This is a genomic window from Pseudomonas sp. MWU13-3659 (assembly GCF_023757525.1).
Taxonomy (GTDB): domain Bacteria; phylum Pseudomonadota; class Gammaproteobacteria; order Pseudomonadales; family Pseudomonadaceae; genus Aquipseudomonas; species Aquipseudomonas entomophila_E.
The window spans coordinates 23,131-37,549 of record NZ_JAMSHW010000012.1; the positions used below are offsets into that span (position 1 = coordinate 23,131).

Here is a 14,419-nt window from a genome sequence, read left to right on the forward strand (position 1 = left end):
TGCAGGTTCGGAAATGTCGTACGGCTTGAGGGTGGTTCGCCGGCAAGGCCGGCTCCTACGAGGGGGGCAGTTCGCAAGGCTTTGGGAGCGGGTTTAGCCGTGAAGCCGGCACTGCGGGGGATGGCACCGGCTTTGCCGGTGATCGCGGATAAATCCGCTCCTACAGGGGCCGTGCCGGCCTTGGCGTCGGCACCTTACCTGTAGGAGCGGATTTATCCGCGAATTGGCTGGCAAAGCCAGCACAAGGCTGTTCTGCGACGATTTTAGATCGCGCGGGCCCGTGTTACGCGGTCCACCAGGTACACGAGGCCGTGATAGTCGATGCCGCTATGGCTCGACAAACCAATCTCGCAGGTGCGGCTGGTGGAGATCCCTTCGCTGCAATACTGCACCGCGTCCTTGAGCGTGCGCAGCGAGTGGGCGTTGAGCTCCGGCGTGGTGAAGCCTTTGTCCCCGGCGAAGCCACAGCAGTGAATGCCTTCGGGGATCACCACTTGCTTGCTGCAACGCCGCGCCAGGTCGATCAGCGCCTGGCTCTCGCCCAGGTGCTGGGTGCTGCAGGTCACGTGCACCGCCACCGGCTCGTCCTGGGGGGTGAACTCCAGCTTGTCGACCAGGTGGGTGCGGATGAAGCGCACCGGGTCGTACAGGTCCAGCCGGGTTTCGCCCAGGTCCTGCACCAGGCGCAGGGTGCAGGGGCTGGTGTCGCAGTAGATCGGGTCGAGGCCGCCGCGGCTGGCGTGCAGCAGCGCGGTGATCAGCTCCTGGCGCTTGTGCTCGGCCTGCTCGGGGTAGCCCTTGGAGGCGAACGGCTGGCCGCAGCACAAGCTGTCGGGGTTGTCCGGGAACACCACCTGGTAACCGGCCTTCTCCAGCAGGGCGCGGGTCTTGTCCAGCAGCGAGCTTTGCTCACGGTCGGCGTAAGCCGGGCCCATTACCCGCGATACGCAGGCGGCCAGGTAGACCACGCGGGGGCGGGCATCGTGGCTCGGTGCGCTGAATTCGATGGCGCGCAGTGGCTGTGGCATGGCGGGCGTCCACTGCGGCAGGCGACCTTTGCTGGCCTTGCTCAGGTTGGCGCTCAGGCGGCTCATGCGTGGGGCGCCGAGCAGCTTGCGTGCGCCGTTGGCGGCGGCCAGGGTGAAGCGGGCGCCGCGCAGGGTGGCGTGGAAATGCTCGGCCAGCCAGTCGGCGGCCTTGCCATGCTCGGCGGCCTGGCCGCGCAACTTCTTCACCAGCTCGCCGGTGTTGATGCCCACCGGGCAGCGCTGGGCGCACAGGCCGGTGGCGGCGCAGGTGTCGAGGCCCTGGTACTGGTAGGTGCGCAGCAGTTCGCGGGTGTCCGCGCCGGCGCGTTTCTTCGCCTGGATGTCGCGCCACATGACGATGCGCTGGCGGGGGCTGAGGGTCAGGCCTTTCGATGGGCACACCGGCTCGCAGAAGCCGCACTCGATGCACTTGTCGACGATCTCGTCGGCGGCCGGCAGCGGCTTGAGGTTTTTCAGGTGGATGTCCGGGTCGCTGCTCAGCACCACGTCGGGGTTGAGGATGCCGTTGGGGTCGAGCAGGCGCTTGAGCTGCCACATCAGTTGGTAGGCGTCCTTGCCCCATTCCAGCTCGACGAAGGGCGCCATGTTGCGCCCGGTGCCGTGCTCGGCCTTGAGCGAGCCGCCGAACTCCACCGCCACCAGTTGCGCCACGTCGTCCATGAAGGCTTGGTAGCGGGCCACTTCTTCAGCGCTGTTGAAGCCCTGGGTGAAGACGAAGTGCAGGTTGCCTTCCAGGGCGTGTCCGAAAATGATCGCTTCGTCGTAGCGGTGCTTGTCGAACAGCTGGATCAGGCGGTTGACGCCCTCGGCCAGTTGCTCGACGGGGAAGGTCACGTCTTCGATGATCACCGTGGTACCGGTCTGGCGCACGGCGCCGACGGCGGGGAAGGTGTCCTTGCGGATCTTCCACAGCTGGTTGTACACCGTCGGGTCTTCGCTGAAGGCGACTTTCTGCTCCAGCGGGAACTCGGCGATGGACGCCATCACCTGGTCGAGCTGTTCGTGCAGCAGGCTCTGGCTGGCGGCGCGGGATTCGATCAGCAGGGCGCAGGCGTTGGCCGACAGGCCTTTCACCCAGGCCGGCATGCCGGGCATGTCCTGCACCGAACGCAGGCTGCGGCGGTCGAGCAGTTCCACGGCGGACACCGGCTGCGGCTTGAGCAGGGTCACCGCTCGGCAGCAGCTTTCTACGCTCGGGAACACCAGCAGCGCGCTGGCCTTGTGCGGGTGGTCGGGCACGGTGTCGTAGGTGACGGCGCTGATGAAACCGAGGGTGCCTTCGGAACCGACCAGCAGGTGCTGCAGGATGTCGAGCGGCTGGTCGTAGTCCACCAGCGCGTTGAGCGACAGACCGGTGGTGTTCTTCAGTCGGTACTTGTGTCGGATACGGTCGGCCAGTGCGAGGTTGGCGCGGGTCTCGCGGCCAAGGCGGGCGAGTTCGTCCAGCAGGCCGGCGTGGCTTTGCTCGAACGCGGCGACGCTGGCCGGGTCTTCGCTGTCCAGGCGGGTGCCGTCGGCCAGCACCAGGCGCAGGCCGGCGAGGGTGTGGTAGGTGTTCTGCGCGGTGCCGCAGCACATGCCGCTGGCGTTGTTGGCGACGATGCCACCGATCTTGCAGGCGTTGATCGAGGCAGGGTCCGGCCCGATCTTGCGCCCGTAGGGGGCGAGCCAGGCGTTGGCCTGGGCGCCGATCACGCCGGGTTGCAGGCGGATCTGCGTGCCCTGGCCGCGAATCTCGCGGCCGTTCCAGTTATCACCCAGCACGATCAGCACCGAGTCGCTGATCGCCTGGCCCGACAGGCTGGTGCCGGCGGCGCGGAAGGTCACCGGCACGCGCTCGCGCTGGGCCAGCTGCAGCAGGGCGACCACTTCGTCCTCGGACTCCACCCGCACCACCAGCTTGGGGATCAGCCGGTAGAAGCTGGCGTCGGTGCCAAAGGCTAGGGTCGAGGTTGGGTCGTCGAAGCGGCGTTCGGCGGGGATCAGGCGCTCGGCATCACGCAGGAACGCGGCGGGCAGGCTCATGCAGTCTCCTCGCGGGGCCGCGGCGTCTTGTGCGCGGCGTGCCCCGGGCAATCAGGCGTTGGCGGGCGCGTTCAGGCGCCCAGTTCGCGGACCAGCGAGTCGCGGGTGATCTCGCTGATGGACTTGGCGCCGGTCAGCACCATGGCCACGCGCATTTCTTTCTCGAACAGCTCGAGCAGGTTCTTCACCCCGGCCTCGCCGTGGGTGGCCAGGGCATAGAGGAAGGCGCGGCCGATCAGCACGGTGTCGGCGCCCAGGGCGATCATGCGCACCACGTCGAGGCCGCTGCGGATGCCGGAGTCGGCGAGGATCTTGATATCGCCCTTCACCGCGTCGGCGATCGCCGGCAGGGCGCGGGCGCTGGACAGCACGCCGTCGAGCTGGCGGCCGCCGTGGTTGGAGACGACGATGCCGTCGGCGCCGAACTTGACCGCGTCGCGGGCATCATCGGCGTCGAGGATGCCCTTGATGATCATCGGGCCGTCCCAGAATTCGCGGATCCACTCCAGGTCTTTCCAGGAGATGGACGGGTCGAAGTTGTTGCCCAGCCAGCCGATGTAGTCGGCAAGGCCCGTGGGGTTGCCACGGTATTTGGAGATGTTGCCCAGGTCATGGGGGCGGCCGAGCAGGCCGACATCCAGGGCCCACTGTGGGTGGGTCATGGCCTGCCACACGCGGCGCAGCGGCGCGTTCGGGCCGCTCATGCCGGAGTGGGCGTCGCGGTAGCGGGCGCCGGGCACGGGCATGTCGACGGTGAACACCAGGGTCTTCACGCCGGCCGCTTTTGCGCGTTCCAGGGCGTTGCGCATGAAGCCGCGGTCTTTCAGCACGTACAGCTGGAACCACATCGGCCGGTCGATGGCCGGGGCCACTTCCTCGATCGGGCACACCGATACGGTGGACATCGTGAACGGGATGCCATGGGCCGCCGCCGCGCGCGCCGCCTGCACTTCGCCACGGCGGGCGTACATGCCGGTGAGGCCGACCGGGGCCAGGGCCACGGGCATGCTCAGGGTTTCGTCGAACAGGCGGGTCTCGAGGCTCAGGTCCGACATGTTCTTCAGCACCCGCTGACGCAGGGCGATGCTGGCCAGGTCGGACACGTTGTGGCGCAGGGTGTGCTCGGCGTAGGCGCCGCCGTCGGCGTAGTGGAAGAGGAAGGGGGGCAGCTTGCGTTGGGCCGCGGCGCGATAGTCGGTGGAGGCGGAAATGATCATGGATTCTCGCAGCGTGGGTTGAGGGAGATGCCGGGCGCCAGGGCGCCCGGCCCCTTCACTTTAGTGATGAACCAGCATGCCGGTCAGCCAGTAGGCCTGGATCAGGGTGATCAGGCCGACGATGGTGGCAAAGAACAGGCTGTGCTTGACGGTGAAGCGGAACAGGTCGGACTCCTTGCCCACCAGGCCGGTGGCGGCGCAGGCCACGGCGATCGACTGCGGCGAGATCATCTTGCCGGTCACGCCGCCGCTGGTGTTGGCTGCCACCAGCAGGGTGTCGTTGACCCCGATCTGGTGCGCGGTGGTGGCCTGCAGCGAGCTGAACAGGGCGTTGGACGAGGTGTCGGAACCAGTCAGGAACACGCCCAGCCAACCGAGGAACGGCGAGAAGAACGGGAACGCGGCGCCCGTGCCGGCCAGCACCAGGGCCATGGTCGAGGACATGCCCGAGTAGTTGGTGACGAAGGCGAAGGCCAGCACCATGCCGATCGACAGGATCGGCCAGCGCAGCTCCCAGAAGGTCTCTTTGAAAGTGGTCAGACCAGTTTTGGCGTTGATCTTCAGCACCCACATCGAGATCAGTGCGGAGAGGAAGATCGCGGTGCCGGTGGCGGAGATCGGGTCGAGCTTGAACACCGCTGGCATGGCGGTCGGCGCGGTGACGATCGGCGCGGTCTTGATCACCAGCTGGTCGAGGTGCGGGATGGCGAAGTTGAACACGAAGTTGTACATCGCGCCGCCCGGGGCGAAGGCTGCCTTGAACGGCTTCAACGTCCAGATGGTGACCAGCACGGTCAGGATCAGGAACGGCGACCAGGCCTTGAAGATCTCGCCAAAGCTGTACGGCGTTGGCTGGCTGCCATTCGATTGCACGACGGCGGCGCCGACGCTGCCCTTGGCTTCGGCGAACGAGCGCTTCGGCTGCCAGACCTTCAGGAACAGGGTCAGGGCGATCAGGCTGGCCAGGGCCGAAGTGATGTCCGGCAGCTCAGGGCCGATGAAGTTCGAGGTGAAGTACTGGGTGACGGCGAAGCTTGCGCCTGCGACCAGGGCGGCGGGCCAGGTCTCTTTCACGCCGCGCAGGCCGTCCATCATGAACACCAGCCAGAACGGCACGAACAGCGACAGCAGCGGCAGTTGGCGGCCGGTCATGGCGCCGATGTGGAAGGCGTCGATGCCGGTCACCTGGCCGGCGACGATGATCGGGATGCCCAGGGCGCCGAAGGCCACCGGCGCAGTGTTGGCGATCAGGCACAGGCCGGCGGCATACAGCGGGTTGAAGCCCAGGCCCACCAGCAGGGCGGCGGTGATGGCCACTGGGGCGCCGAAACCGGCCGCGCCTTCGAGGAAGGCACCGAAGCAGAAGCCGATCAGCAGCACTTGCAGGCGCTGGTCGTCGGTGATCGACAGCACCGAGCTGCGGATCACTTCGAACTGGCCGCTCTTGACCGTGAGTTTGTAGAGGAACACCGCGGCAACGATGATCCAGGCAATCGGCCACAGGCCGTAGAGGAAGCCGTAACCCGCGGCGGCCAGGGCCATGTCGACCGGCATCTGGAAGGCGAAGATCGCCACCAGGATCGACAGCGCGAGGGTGATGCTGCCGGCGACGTGGCCTTTGAGGCGGAACACGGCGAGGGCGAGGAAGAAGAACACGATGGGGATGACCGCCGCCAGCGCGGACAGGCCAAGGCTACCAAGCGGGGTATAGAGTTGTTGCCAGGTTTGCATATGGGGTGGCCCCTAATTGTTGTTGGTCAAGGCACTGGCATTGGATAATTGGTAAGACCAATTTACAATGGCTGGGCGCTAGGTTAAGAGCCCGGTCATGGCTGTGTCAATTTGTCCTACACAAAACTTTGGTCGAGCGCCGATGAGCGGCCGTTTGGATGAGTGGGGTCGCGGTGGTGGCGCATTCGGGTTTTTCTGCGGCTGTTTTGGGAGTGGCCTTGTGCCGCGAACGGGGCGCAAGGCGGCACCTGCCTGGTGGAACATCTGTCGCCCCGCTGCGGATAAGCGCAGAATAAGCGCCCCCGAAATCGGTGCCGGGGCACGTGGAGAGCAAGCAATGGTTTTTGATCAGGTCCGCCAACGGCGCCTGTCCGACGACATCGTCGATCGGTTGGAAGGGATGATTCTTGAAGGCACGCTCACGTCGGGGCAGCGCCTGCCCGCCGAGCGCGTCCTGGCCGAGCAGTTCGGCGTGTCCCGCCCGTCGCTGCGCGAGGCAATCCAGAAACTGGTGGCCAAGGGGCTGCTGGTCAGCCGCCAGGGCGGCGGCAACTACGTGGCCGAAGCTTTGGGCTCCACCTTCAGCGACCCGTTGCTGCAGTTGCTGGAGCGTAACCCGGAGGCCCAGCGCGACCTGCTGGAGTTCCGCCACACGTTGGAGGCGTCATGCGCCTACTACGCGGCACAGCGCGCCACCGAGCCTGACCGCGAGCGGTTGAAGGTTGCGTTCGACGCGCTGCAGGACTGCTACAACCGGGTCGGCGAAGTGGACCGGGCGGAGGAGGGCGCGGCCGATGCGCGTTTCCACCTGGCCATTGCCGAGGCCAGCCACAATGCCGTGCTGCTGCACACCATCCGTGGGCTGTTCGACCTGCTCAAGCGCAACGTGGTGACCAATATCGGCGGCATGTACCAGCAGCGCAGCGAAACGCGCGACATGCTGATCAGCCAGCATCGCGAGTTGTACCAGGCGATTGTCGAAGGGCGCGCGGAGGATGCGCGAGAGGTGTCGAGCCGGCACATTCTGTATGTGCAGGAAGTGCTGGAAGAGGCGCAGCAGCAAGCTCAGCGAGTGGCGCGAGCGGAGCGGCGCAGCGGGCGTTGAGAGCTCGCCAGCCTGCGGCATGCACGGTCGTTGTAGGAGCGGCCTTGTGCCGCGAAAAGGGCGCGTAGCGGCCTCAGGATCTCTGCATCATTCAAAATCGTCGGGGCCGCTTCGCGGCCCTTTCGCGGCACAAGGCCGCTCCTACAGTGACCGCGCGGGTCGGGCTTACTCTTCCTTGCCCTTGTTGCGCATGGTGCGCTGCAGCTCGCGGTTGGAGTCGCGCTCGCGCACGGTGTCGCGCTTGTCGAACTCCTTCTTGCCCTTGCCCAGCGCGATCTCGCACTTGATCAGGTGCTTGCTCCAGTACAGCGACATCGCCACGCAGGTGTAGCCCTTCTGCGCCACGGCCGCTTCCAGGCGCTCCAGCTCGCGCTTGTTCAGCAGCAGCTTGCGGGTGCGGATGGGGTCGGCGATGACGTGGGTGCTGGCGGTGGTCAGCGGGGTGATGTGGCTGCCGAACAGCCAGGCTTCGCCGTCCTTGAGCAGCACGTAGCTGTCGGTCAGGTGCGCCTTGCCGGCCCGCAGGCTCTTTACTTCCCAGCCGGACAGGACCAGCCCGGCCTCGAACTTGTGTTCGATGAAGTAATCGTGTCGCGCCTTTTTGTTCTGCGCGATGGTCCCGGTCGGATGTTTCTTTTGCTTAGCCATAGGGGCGGCATTATAGGGAGACTCCGCGTCCTCGGCTACGGGGTTTAGGTGTGCTTGAGCCAGTTGTGTGAATCCCGGACAATACAGGCCTCGTTCTGCCGTGCAGAACCGTATTCGAGGCGCTGCAACGCGCCGCCGCCCAGATTGGAAGTGACGCCTGGATGACTACCCATATTCAACGCTCCGCCCTGCTGCCATACCCTGCCCAGGCGCTCTACGACCTGGTCAACGATGTGGCCAGCTACCCGGCGTTCCTGCCCTGGTGCTCGGCCTCGACAGTGATCGAAGCCAGCGACACGCACATGCGCGCCAGGCTCGAAGTGGCCAAGGGTGGGATGAGCCAGCAATTTGTCACTAGCAATGTGCTGGTGCCGGGGCAGTCGATCGAGATGAACCTCGAAGAAGGGCCGTTCAGCCAATTGCACGGGCTGTGGGTCTTCAAGCCGCTGGGCGAGAAGGCCTGCAAGATCAGCCTCGACCTGTCGTTCGATTACGCCGGGGCGCTGGTGCGCGCCACCCTGGGGCCGCTGTTCAACCAGGCGGCCAATACCATGGTCGACGCGTTCTGCCAGCGTGCCAAGCAGCTCCATGGCTGAAACGTCGCTTCGCATCGAGGTGGTCTACGCCACGCCTGAGCGGCAATGGCTGCTGGCGTGCGAGGTGCCGGTCGGAACTTCGGTGAGTGAAGCGTTGCGTTTGTCCGGGTTGGTCGAGCAGGTACCGGGGCTGGATCTGTCAGGCAGCCCGGTAGGCATCTTCGGCAAAGTGGTGAGTGATCCGGCTGTGCGCCTGGTAGAGGAAGGCGATCGGCTCGAGGTCTACCGACCGTTGCTGGCCGACCCCAAAGAGATTCGCAGGCAGCGAGCGGCCAAAGCCAAGGCGGCACGCGAAGGTTGAATGCCTCTTACCTGTCGAGCAGGCAATAAAAAGCCCGGATCCAGTCCGGGCTTTTTTTGTCGCCGCGATTATTGCGGCGAGGTTTCCAGCGGTGCTGGCGTCGGGACCGGGGTGGTCTCGATGGTGTCGATCTCTTTCTGCAGGGTGTCTTCCAGCGAACCAGGCTTGGCCGGTTTTTCCTGCGGCTGGCTTGGCTGCTTGGTTGGGCTCACCGTGGTGTCGCCGCTGCCGCCGAGGATCTCCTGGTCGCGGCTCACGCCTGGCATGAAGTCGCCGGACAGGCTGACCAGTTGGTCGCTTTCGTTGAAGAAGATGCTCATGCGCTCTTGCTGGCGCTGGCCGCCACCGGGCTGCAGGCTGTAGAGATAGTCCCAGCGGTTGGTGTGGAAGGTGTCCTGGATCAGCGGGTTGCCCATGATAAACCTTACTTGCCGACGGGTCATTCCCGGGCGCAATTGGTCTATCATGTCCTGCGTGACGACATTGCCCTGCTGGATGTCGATTTTGTAAACCCCGGGAAACGAGCAACCGGCGAGTGCGAGCAGTCCCACAAGAGTGAAACTGGTTAGCAAGAGCTTGGTGTTGTTTTGCATCGGTGGGCGACTTCCACTATCTTGGCTGGACAACGTAAACCCCGATCATACCCGTATTAAGAGAAGCTGCGAAGCAGCTTCGGCGAGAAAGCTGACCATGGTTGAAAATAGCGAATTGCGCAAAGCGGGCCTCAAGGTAACCCTGCCTCGAGTCAAGATCCTTCAGATGCTCGACTCCACCGAGCAGCGTCACATGAGCGCCGAGGATGTCTACAAGGCGCTGATGGAGGCTGGCGAGGATGTCGGTCTGGCGACCGTGTATCGCGTACTGACCCAGTTCGAAGCGGCGGGTCTGGTGGTTCGCCACAACTTCGACGGCGGCCACGCGGTGTTCGAGCTGGCCGACGGCGGCCACCACGACCACATGGTCAACGTGGAGACCAGTGAGGTCATCGAATTCATGGATGCTGAAATCGAACGCCGTCAGAAAGAAATCGTGGCCGAGCACGGCTACGAGCTGGTGGACCACAATCTGGTCCTCTATGTGCGTAAGAAGAAGTAACGATTTCGATCGTTATCGACAGCAAAGGCGACCCTAGGGTCGCCTTTGTGCTTTTCGGGGAAAACTGCAGCGGCCCCCCCGTAGGAGCGGCTTCAGCCGCGATCACCCGCAAAGCGGGTGCCAGGCACCGCGTAGCCTGCATCGCGGCTGAAGCAGCTCCTACAAGCGAACAGGTCTCAAGCCTTGCCGCTCACCACCATCTTGCGCGCATGGGCCAACGATTCCTTGGTCAGGTCGATCCCGCCAAGCATCCGCGCGACTTCCTCGACCCGCTCACGCTTGCCCAGGCTGGCGACGGCGGTGTGGGTGGTATCGCTATTGCGCACCTTGTGCACGAACAGGTGATGGTGCCCCTGCGCCGCGACCTGGGGCAGGTGGGTCACGGTCAGCACCTGGCCGCGCTCACCCAGCCGGCGCAGCAACTGGCCGACAATCTCCGCGGTAGGGCCGCCGATGCCCACGTCCACTTCGTCGAACACCAGCGTTGGGATGCGCGAGGTCTGCGCGGTGATCACCTGGATCGCCAGGCTGATCCGCGACAGCTCGCCGCCCGACGCGACCTTGGCCAGCCCTTTGAGTGGTTGGCCGGGGTTGGCGCTGACCAGCAGCTCGATCTGCTCCAGGCCATGGGGTGAAAGCTCGCCGTTGTCGAAAGGCGTGAGCGCAATGCAGAAACGCCCGCCCGGCATTCCCAGGCGCTGGATCTCCTGCTCGACGGCAGTGGCCAGCTGCTTCGCGGCCTGCTGGCGCAGGGCGCTGAGCTCGCAAGCCTTCTCTTTATAGTGGTGGGCGTAGGCTGCCAGCTCTTCGCCCAGGCGTTCGATCGACTCGTCGCTGGCGTTCAGGCTCTCCAGCTCTTCCATCAGGCGCTGTTGCAAGTGCGGCAGCTCGGTGGGGTGCACGCGGTGCTTGCGGGCGAGGGTGTAAATGGTGTCGAGCCGCTCTTCCAGTGCTTGCAGGCGCATGGGGTCGGCGTCGAAATGGTCGAGGAAACGATTGAGTTCACCGACCGCTTCCTCCACCTGGATTTGCGCGCTGGCGATCAGGTTGACCGCCTCGCCCAGCGCCTTGGGGGCGTTGCTGACGGCGGTGAGCCGGCTGAGGCTGACGGTCAGGGCGTTCAGTACATTGCCCGAATCGCTTTCGCTGCACTGGTCGATGACCTGGCGGCAGATGCCGAACAGGGCCTCGGCATTGGTCAGGTTCTTGTGCTCCTGCTCAAGCTGCTCCAGTTCGTGTTCGCCCAGCCCCAGGTTGTCCAGTTCTTCGAGCTGATAGCTGAGCAACTGGTGGCGCGCGCGCTGCTCATCCCCTGAATTGCTCAGCCGCTCCAGCTCCAGGCGGGTCTGGTTCCAGCGCTTGGCGGCCAGTTGCACCTGGCGTGCGAGATCGGTGGCGCCAGCGTACTCGTCCACCAGGCGGCGGTGGGTGTCGGTTTTCAGCAGCGACTGGTGTTCATGCTGGCTGTGGATATCGATCAGCAGTTCGCCCAGCGCCTTCAGGTCGCCCAGCGGGCAGGGCGTGCCGTTGATGTAGCCGCGGCTGCGGCCCTCGGCGGTGATCACCCGGCGCAGGATACACGGGCCGTCGCTTTCCAGGTCGCGCTCCACGAGCCAGTCGTGGGCTTCGGGGATGTCGACCAGGTCGAAGGTGGCGAGGATGTCGGCCTTGTCCGCGCCCGGGCGCACCACGCCGCTGTCGGCGCGGTCGCCCAGGGCCAGGCCGAGGGCGTCGAGCATGATCGACTTGCCGGCCCCGGTTTCGCCAGTGATCACGGACATGCCGCGGGCGAGTTCGAGGTCGAGGTGTTCGACGATGGCGTAGTTGTGAATGGACAGGTGCACCAGCATGGGGCGGCTCCCGAAGGGTCGTGTCTGGATATTTATACAGTGCTTTTGACGGCTCTGCCAATAGCCGCCGATGAATGTGGAAAAGCGCCTCGCCCCTTGAACCTGGTTTTTCCGGCCCCATATAGCCGGCAAGACATGGCGAGCCTGGCTCGTACAACAGAAATTGCGGAGGAGAAACCTAATGGCTGACGAACAGCTGGATGAGAAGAACCTGAATTCCGAAGAAGCCGGCGCAGCGAACGTCGATGCCCGCGTCCAGGAGCTCGAGGAGCAGCTGGCCGCCGCCAAGGACCAGTCCCTGCGCGCCGCCGCCGACCTGCAGAACATCCGCCGCCGTGCCGAGCAGGATGTCGAGAAGGCCCACAAGTTCGCCCTCGAGAAGTTCGCCGGCGACCTGCTGCCGATCATCGACAGCCTGGAGCGTGGCCTGGAACTGTCCAACGCCGACGACGACACCATCAAGCCGATGCGCGAAGGCATCGAGCTGACCCTGAAGATGTTCCACGACACCCTCAAGCGCTACAACCTGGAGGCCCTCGAGCCGCACGGCGAGCCGTTCAACGCCGAGCACCACCAGGCCATGGCCATGCAGGAAAGCGACAAGGTCGAGCCGAACACCGTGGTCAACGTGTTCCAGAAGGGCTACCTGCTCAACGGCCGCCTGCTGCGCCCCGCCATGGTGGTGGTCAGCAAGGCGCCGGCACCGGCGCAACCTTCTATCGATGAGAAGGCTTGAAATCCGTCGGGGCATCCCCATCTAGGTGTCAAGCATTCAAATATTACCGCAGTTGGCCAATGTAGCCGCTGCCACCTAATTCAAGTTTCGGGAGAGTTAACATGGGTAAAATCATCGGTATCGACCTGGGGACCACCAACTCCTGCGTCTCCGTGCTGGAAAACGGCACCGCCAAAGTCATCGAGAACGCCGAAGGCGCGCGTACCACCCCTTCGATCATCGCCTACGCCAACGACGGTGAAATCCTTGTTGGCCAGTCGGCCAAGCGCCAGGCGGTCACCAACCCGCACAACACCCTGTTCGCGGTGAAGCGCCTGATCGGTCGTCGTTTCGAAGAAGACGTCGTGCAGAAAGACATCAAGCTGGTGCCTTACAAGATCGTCAAGGCCACCAACGGTGACGCCTGGGTCGAGGCTTCCGGCAAGGAAATGGCTCCGCCGCAGATCAGCGCCGAAGTCCTGAAGAAAATGAAGAAGACCGCCGAAGACTACCTCGGCGAGCCGGTCACCGAAGCGGTCATCACCGTGCCGGCCTACTTCAACGACAGCCAGCGCCAGGCGACCAAAGACGCCGGCCGCATCGCTGGCCTGGACGTAAAACGCATCATCAACGAACCGACCGCCGCCGCGCTGGCCTACGGTATGGACAAGGCCAAGGGCGACCACACCGTCATCGTTTATGACCTGGGTGGTGGCACCTTCGACGTGTCGGTCATCGAAATCGCCGAAGTCGACGGTGAGCACCAGTTCGAAGTACTGGCCACCAACGGCGACACCTTCCTGGGTGGCGAAGACTTCGACATGCGCCTGATCGACTACCTCGTCGACGAGTTCAAGAAAGAGTCCGGCATGGACCTGAAGAACGATCCGCTGGCCCTGCAGCGCCTGAAAGAAGCCGCTGAAAAAGCCAAGATCGAGCTGTCCTCGGCTCAGTCGACCGACGTCAACCTGCCGTACATCACTGCAGACGCGACCGGTCCTAAGCACCTGAACGTGAAGATCTCCCGCGCCAAGCTGGAAGCGCTGGTCGAAGACCTGGTCAACCGTACCATCGAGCCTTGCCGCATCGCCCTGAAAGACGCCGGCATCGACGCCAGCAAGATCGACGACGTGATCCTGGTCGGTGGCCAGACCCGTATGCCGATGGTGCAGAAAGCCGTTGCCGACTTCTTCGGTAAAGAAGCGCGCAAGGACGTCAACCCGGACGAAGCCGTCGCCATGGGCGCCGCCATCCAGGGTGCTGTTCTGGCTGGTGACGTGAAGGACGTGCTGCTGCTCGACGTCAGCCCGCTGACCCTGGGTATCGAAACCATGGGTGGCGTGATGACCGCGCTGATCGAGAAGAACACCACCATCCCGACCAAGAAGTCGCAGGTGTTCTCGACTGCCGACGACAACCAGGGCGCCGTGACCATTCACGTGCTGCAGGGCGAGCGCAAGCAAGCTTCGCAGAACAAGTCGCTGGGCAAGTTCGACCTGGCTGACATCCCGCCTGCACCGCGCGGCGTACCGCAAATCGAAGTGACCTTCGACATCGACGCCAACGGCATCCTGCACGTCGGCGCGAAAGACAAGGCCACCGGCAAGGCGCAGTCGATCGTGATCAAGGCCAACTCCGGCCTGTCCGACGAAGAGATCGAAAAAATGGTGCGTGACGCCGAGGCCAACGCCGAGGAAGACCGCAAGTTCGAAGAGCTGGCCGCTGCCCGTAACCAGGGTGACGCGCTGGTCCACTCGACCCGCAAGATGGTCACTGAGGCCGGTGACAAGGTTACCGCTGAAGAGAAAACTGCCATCGAGGCGGCCGTGGTTGCCCTGGAAGCCGCCGTCAAAGGCGACGACAAGGCTGCCATCGACGCCAAGGTCGAAGAGCTGTCCAAGGTTTCGGCTCCAGTAGCCCAGAAGATGTATGCCGAGCAAGGCGAGCAGGCTCAGGGCGGCGCCCAGCAGCAGGCCGAGCCGGAAGCCAAGCACGATGACGTGGTTGACGCCGAGTTCGAAGAAGTGAAAGACAACAACAAGCAGTAATTCCTGCATGTTGTCGGCCGGTTCACCGCCGTTTGGCGG

General features: G+C 64.4%; 12 protein-coding genes. 6 read left to right on the top strand and 6 right to left on the bottom strand.

Features of this window, described 5'->3' with window-relative positions; genetic code table 11:
• Window positions 1-263: 263 nt before the first annotated feature.
• The 3 genes from NGM28_RS16240 to NGM28_RS16250 form a co-directional block, all read right to left on the bottom strand.
• The gene (locus tag NGM28_RS16240; protein ID WP_252090775.1) at window positions 264-3,074 is read right to left on the bottom strand and encodes an FAD-binding and (Fe-S)-binding domain-containing protein; all 2,811 of its coding nucleotides are present in this window, start codon (window positions 3,072-3,074) and stop codon (window positions 264-266) included.
• 71 nt (window positions 3,075-3,145) lie between these two features.
• A complete protein-coding gene (gene lldD, locus NGM28_RS16245; protein ID WP_213659513.1) occupies window positions 3,146-4,291 on the bottom strand; it encodes an FMN-dependent L-lactate dehydrogenase LldD in 1,146 nt (381 codons plus the stop codon).
• Window positions 4,292-4,351: 60 nt separating this feature from the next.
• On the bottom strand, window positions 4,352-6,022 hold the full coding sequence (locus NGM28_RS16250; protein WP_252090776.1) for a lactate permease LctP family transporter: 1,671 nt from the start codon (window positions 6,020-6,022) through the stop codon (window positions 4,352-4,354).
• A 337-nt stretch (window positions 6,023-6,359) separates the two neighbouring features.
• Here NGM28_RS16250 and NGM28_RS16255 point away from each other — a divergent pair, with 337 nt between their 5' ends.
• Window positions 6,360-7,127, top strand: coding sequence for an FCD domain-containing protein (locus NGM28_RS16255; RefSeq protein WP_240064629.1), 768 nt, complete (start codon window positions 6,360-6,362; stop codon window positions 7,125-7,127).
• Between the two features lie 165 nt (window positions 7,128-7,292).
• Here the strand turns inward: NGM28_RS16255 and smpB are convergent, their stop codons facing one another.
• Window positions 7,293-7,775: an SsrA-binding protein SmpB gene (gene smpB / locus NGM28_RS16260; RefSeq protein WP_011532120.1), complete on the bottom strand. Its 483-nt coding sequence runs from the start codon at window positions 7,773-7,775 to the stop codon at window positions 7,293-7,295.
• Between the two features lie 161 nt (window positions 7,776-7,936).
• On the opposite strand from smpB, the gene NGM28_RS16265 reads away from it, so the two are divergent.
• Together NGM28_RS16265 and NGM28_RS16270 are read left to right on the top strand one after the other, a co-directional pair.
• Window positions 7,937-8,371, top strand: a complete 435-nt coding sequence (locus tag NGM28_RS16265) for a type II toxin-antitoxin system RatA family toxin (RefSeq protein WP_240064628.1) — start codon at window positions 7,937-7,939, stop codon at window positions 8,369-8,371.
• Window positions 8,364-8,672 carry an RnfH family protein gene (locus NGM28_RS16270; protein ID WP_240064627.1) on the top strand — a complete coding sequence of 103 codons (309 nt, stop codon included), beginning with the start codon at window positions 8,364-8,366 and terminating at the stop codon, window positions 8,670-8,672. The genes NGM28_RS16265 and NGM28_RS16270 overlap by 8 nt, the downstream gene beginning before the upstream one ends.
• Before the next feature lie 68 nt (window positions 8,673-8,740).
• Here the strand turns inward: NGM28_RS16270 and NGM28_RS16275 are convergent, their stop codons facing one another.
• Entirely contained in the window at window positions 8,741-9,265 is a 525-nt protein-coding gene (locus tag NGM28_RS16275) for an outer membrane protein assembly factor BamE (RefSeq protein ID WP_240064626.1), read from the bottom strand.
• 97 nt (window positions 9,266-9,362) lie between these two features.
• Between NGM28_RS16275 and fur the strand changes: the two genes are divergently transcribed.
• A complete protein-coding gene (gene fur, locus NGM28_RS16280) occupies window positions 9,363-9,767 on the top strand; it encodes a ferric iron uptake transcriptional regulator (protein WP_008096237.1) in 405 nt (134 codons plus the stop codon).
• 176 nt (window positions 9,768-9,943) lie between these two features.
• On the opposite strand, the gene recN is transcribed toward fur, so the two are convergent.
• A complete protein-coding gene (gene recN, locus NGM28_RS16285) occupies window positions 9,944-11,617 on the bottom strand; it encodes a DNA repair protein RecN (protein ID WP_240064625.1) in 1,674 nt (557 codons plus the stop codon).
• 181 nt (window positions 11,618-11,798) lie between these two features.
• On the opposite strand from recN, the gene grpE reads away from it, so the two are divergent.
• Both grpE and dnaK read left to right on the top strand, forming a co-directional pair.
• A complete protein-coding gene (gene grpE, locus NGM28_RS16290; protein ID WP_252090777.1) occupies window positions 11,799-12,353 on the top strand; it encodes a nucleotide exchange factor GrpE in 555 nt (184 codons plus the stop codon).
• Window positions 12,354-12,454: 101 nt separating this feature from the next.
• Window positions 12,455-14,380, top strand: a complete 1,926-nt coding sequence (gene dnaK, locus NGM28_RS16295; RefSeq protein WP_252090778.1) for a molecular chaperone DnaK — start codon at window positions 12,455-12,457, stop codon at window positions 14,378-14,380.
• Window positions 14,381-14,419: the final 39 nt, after the last annotated feature.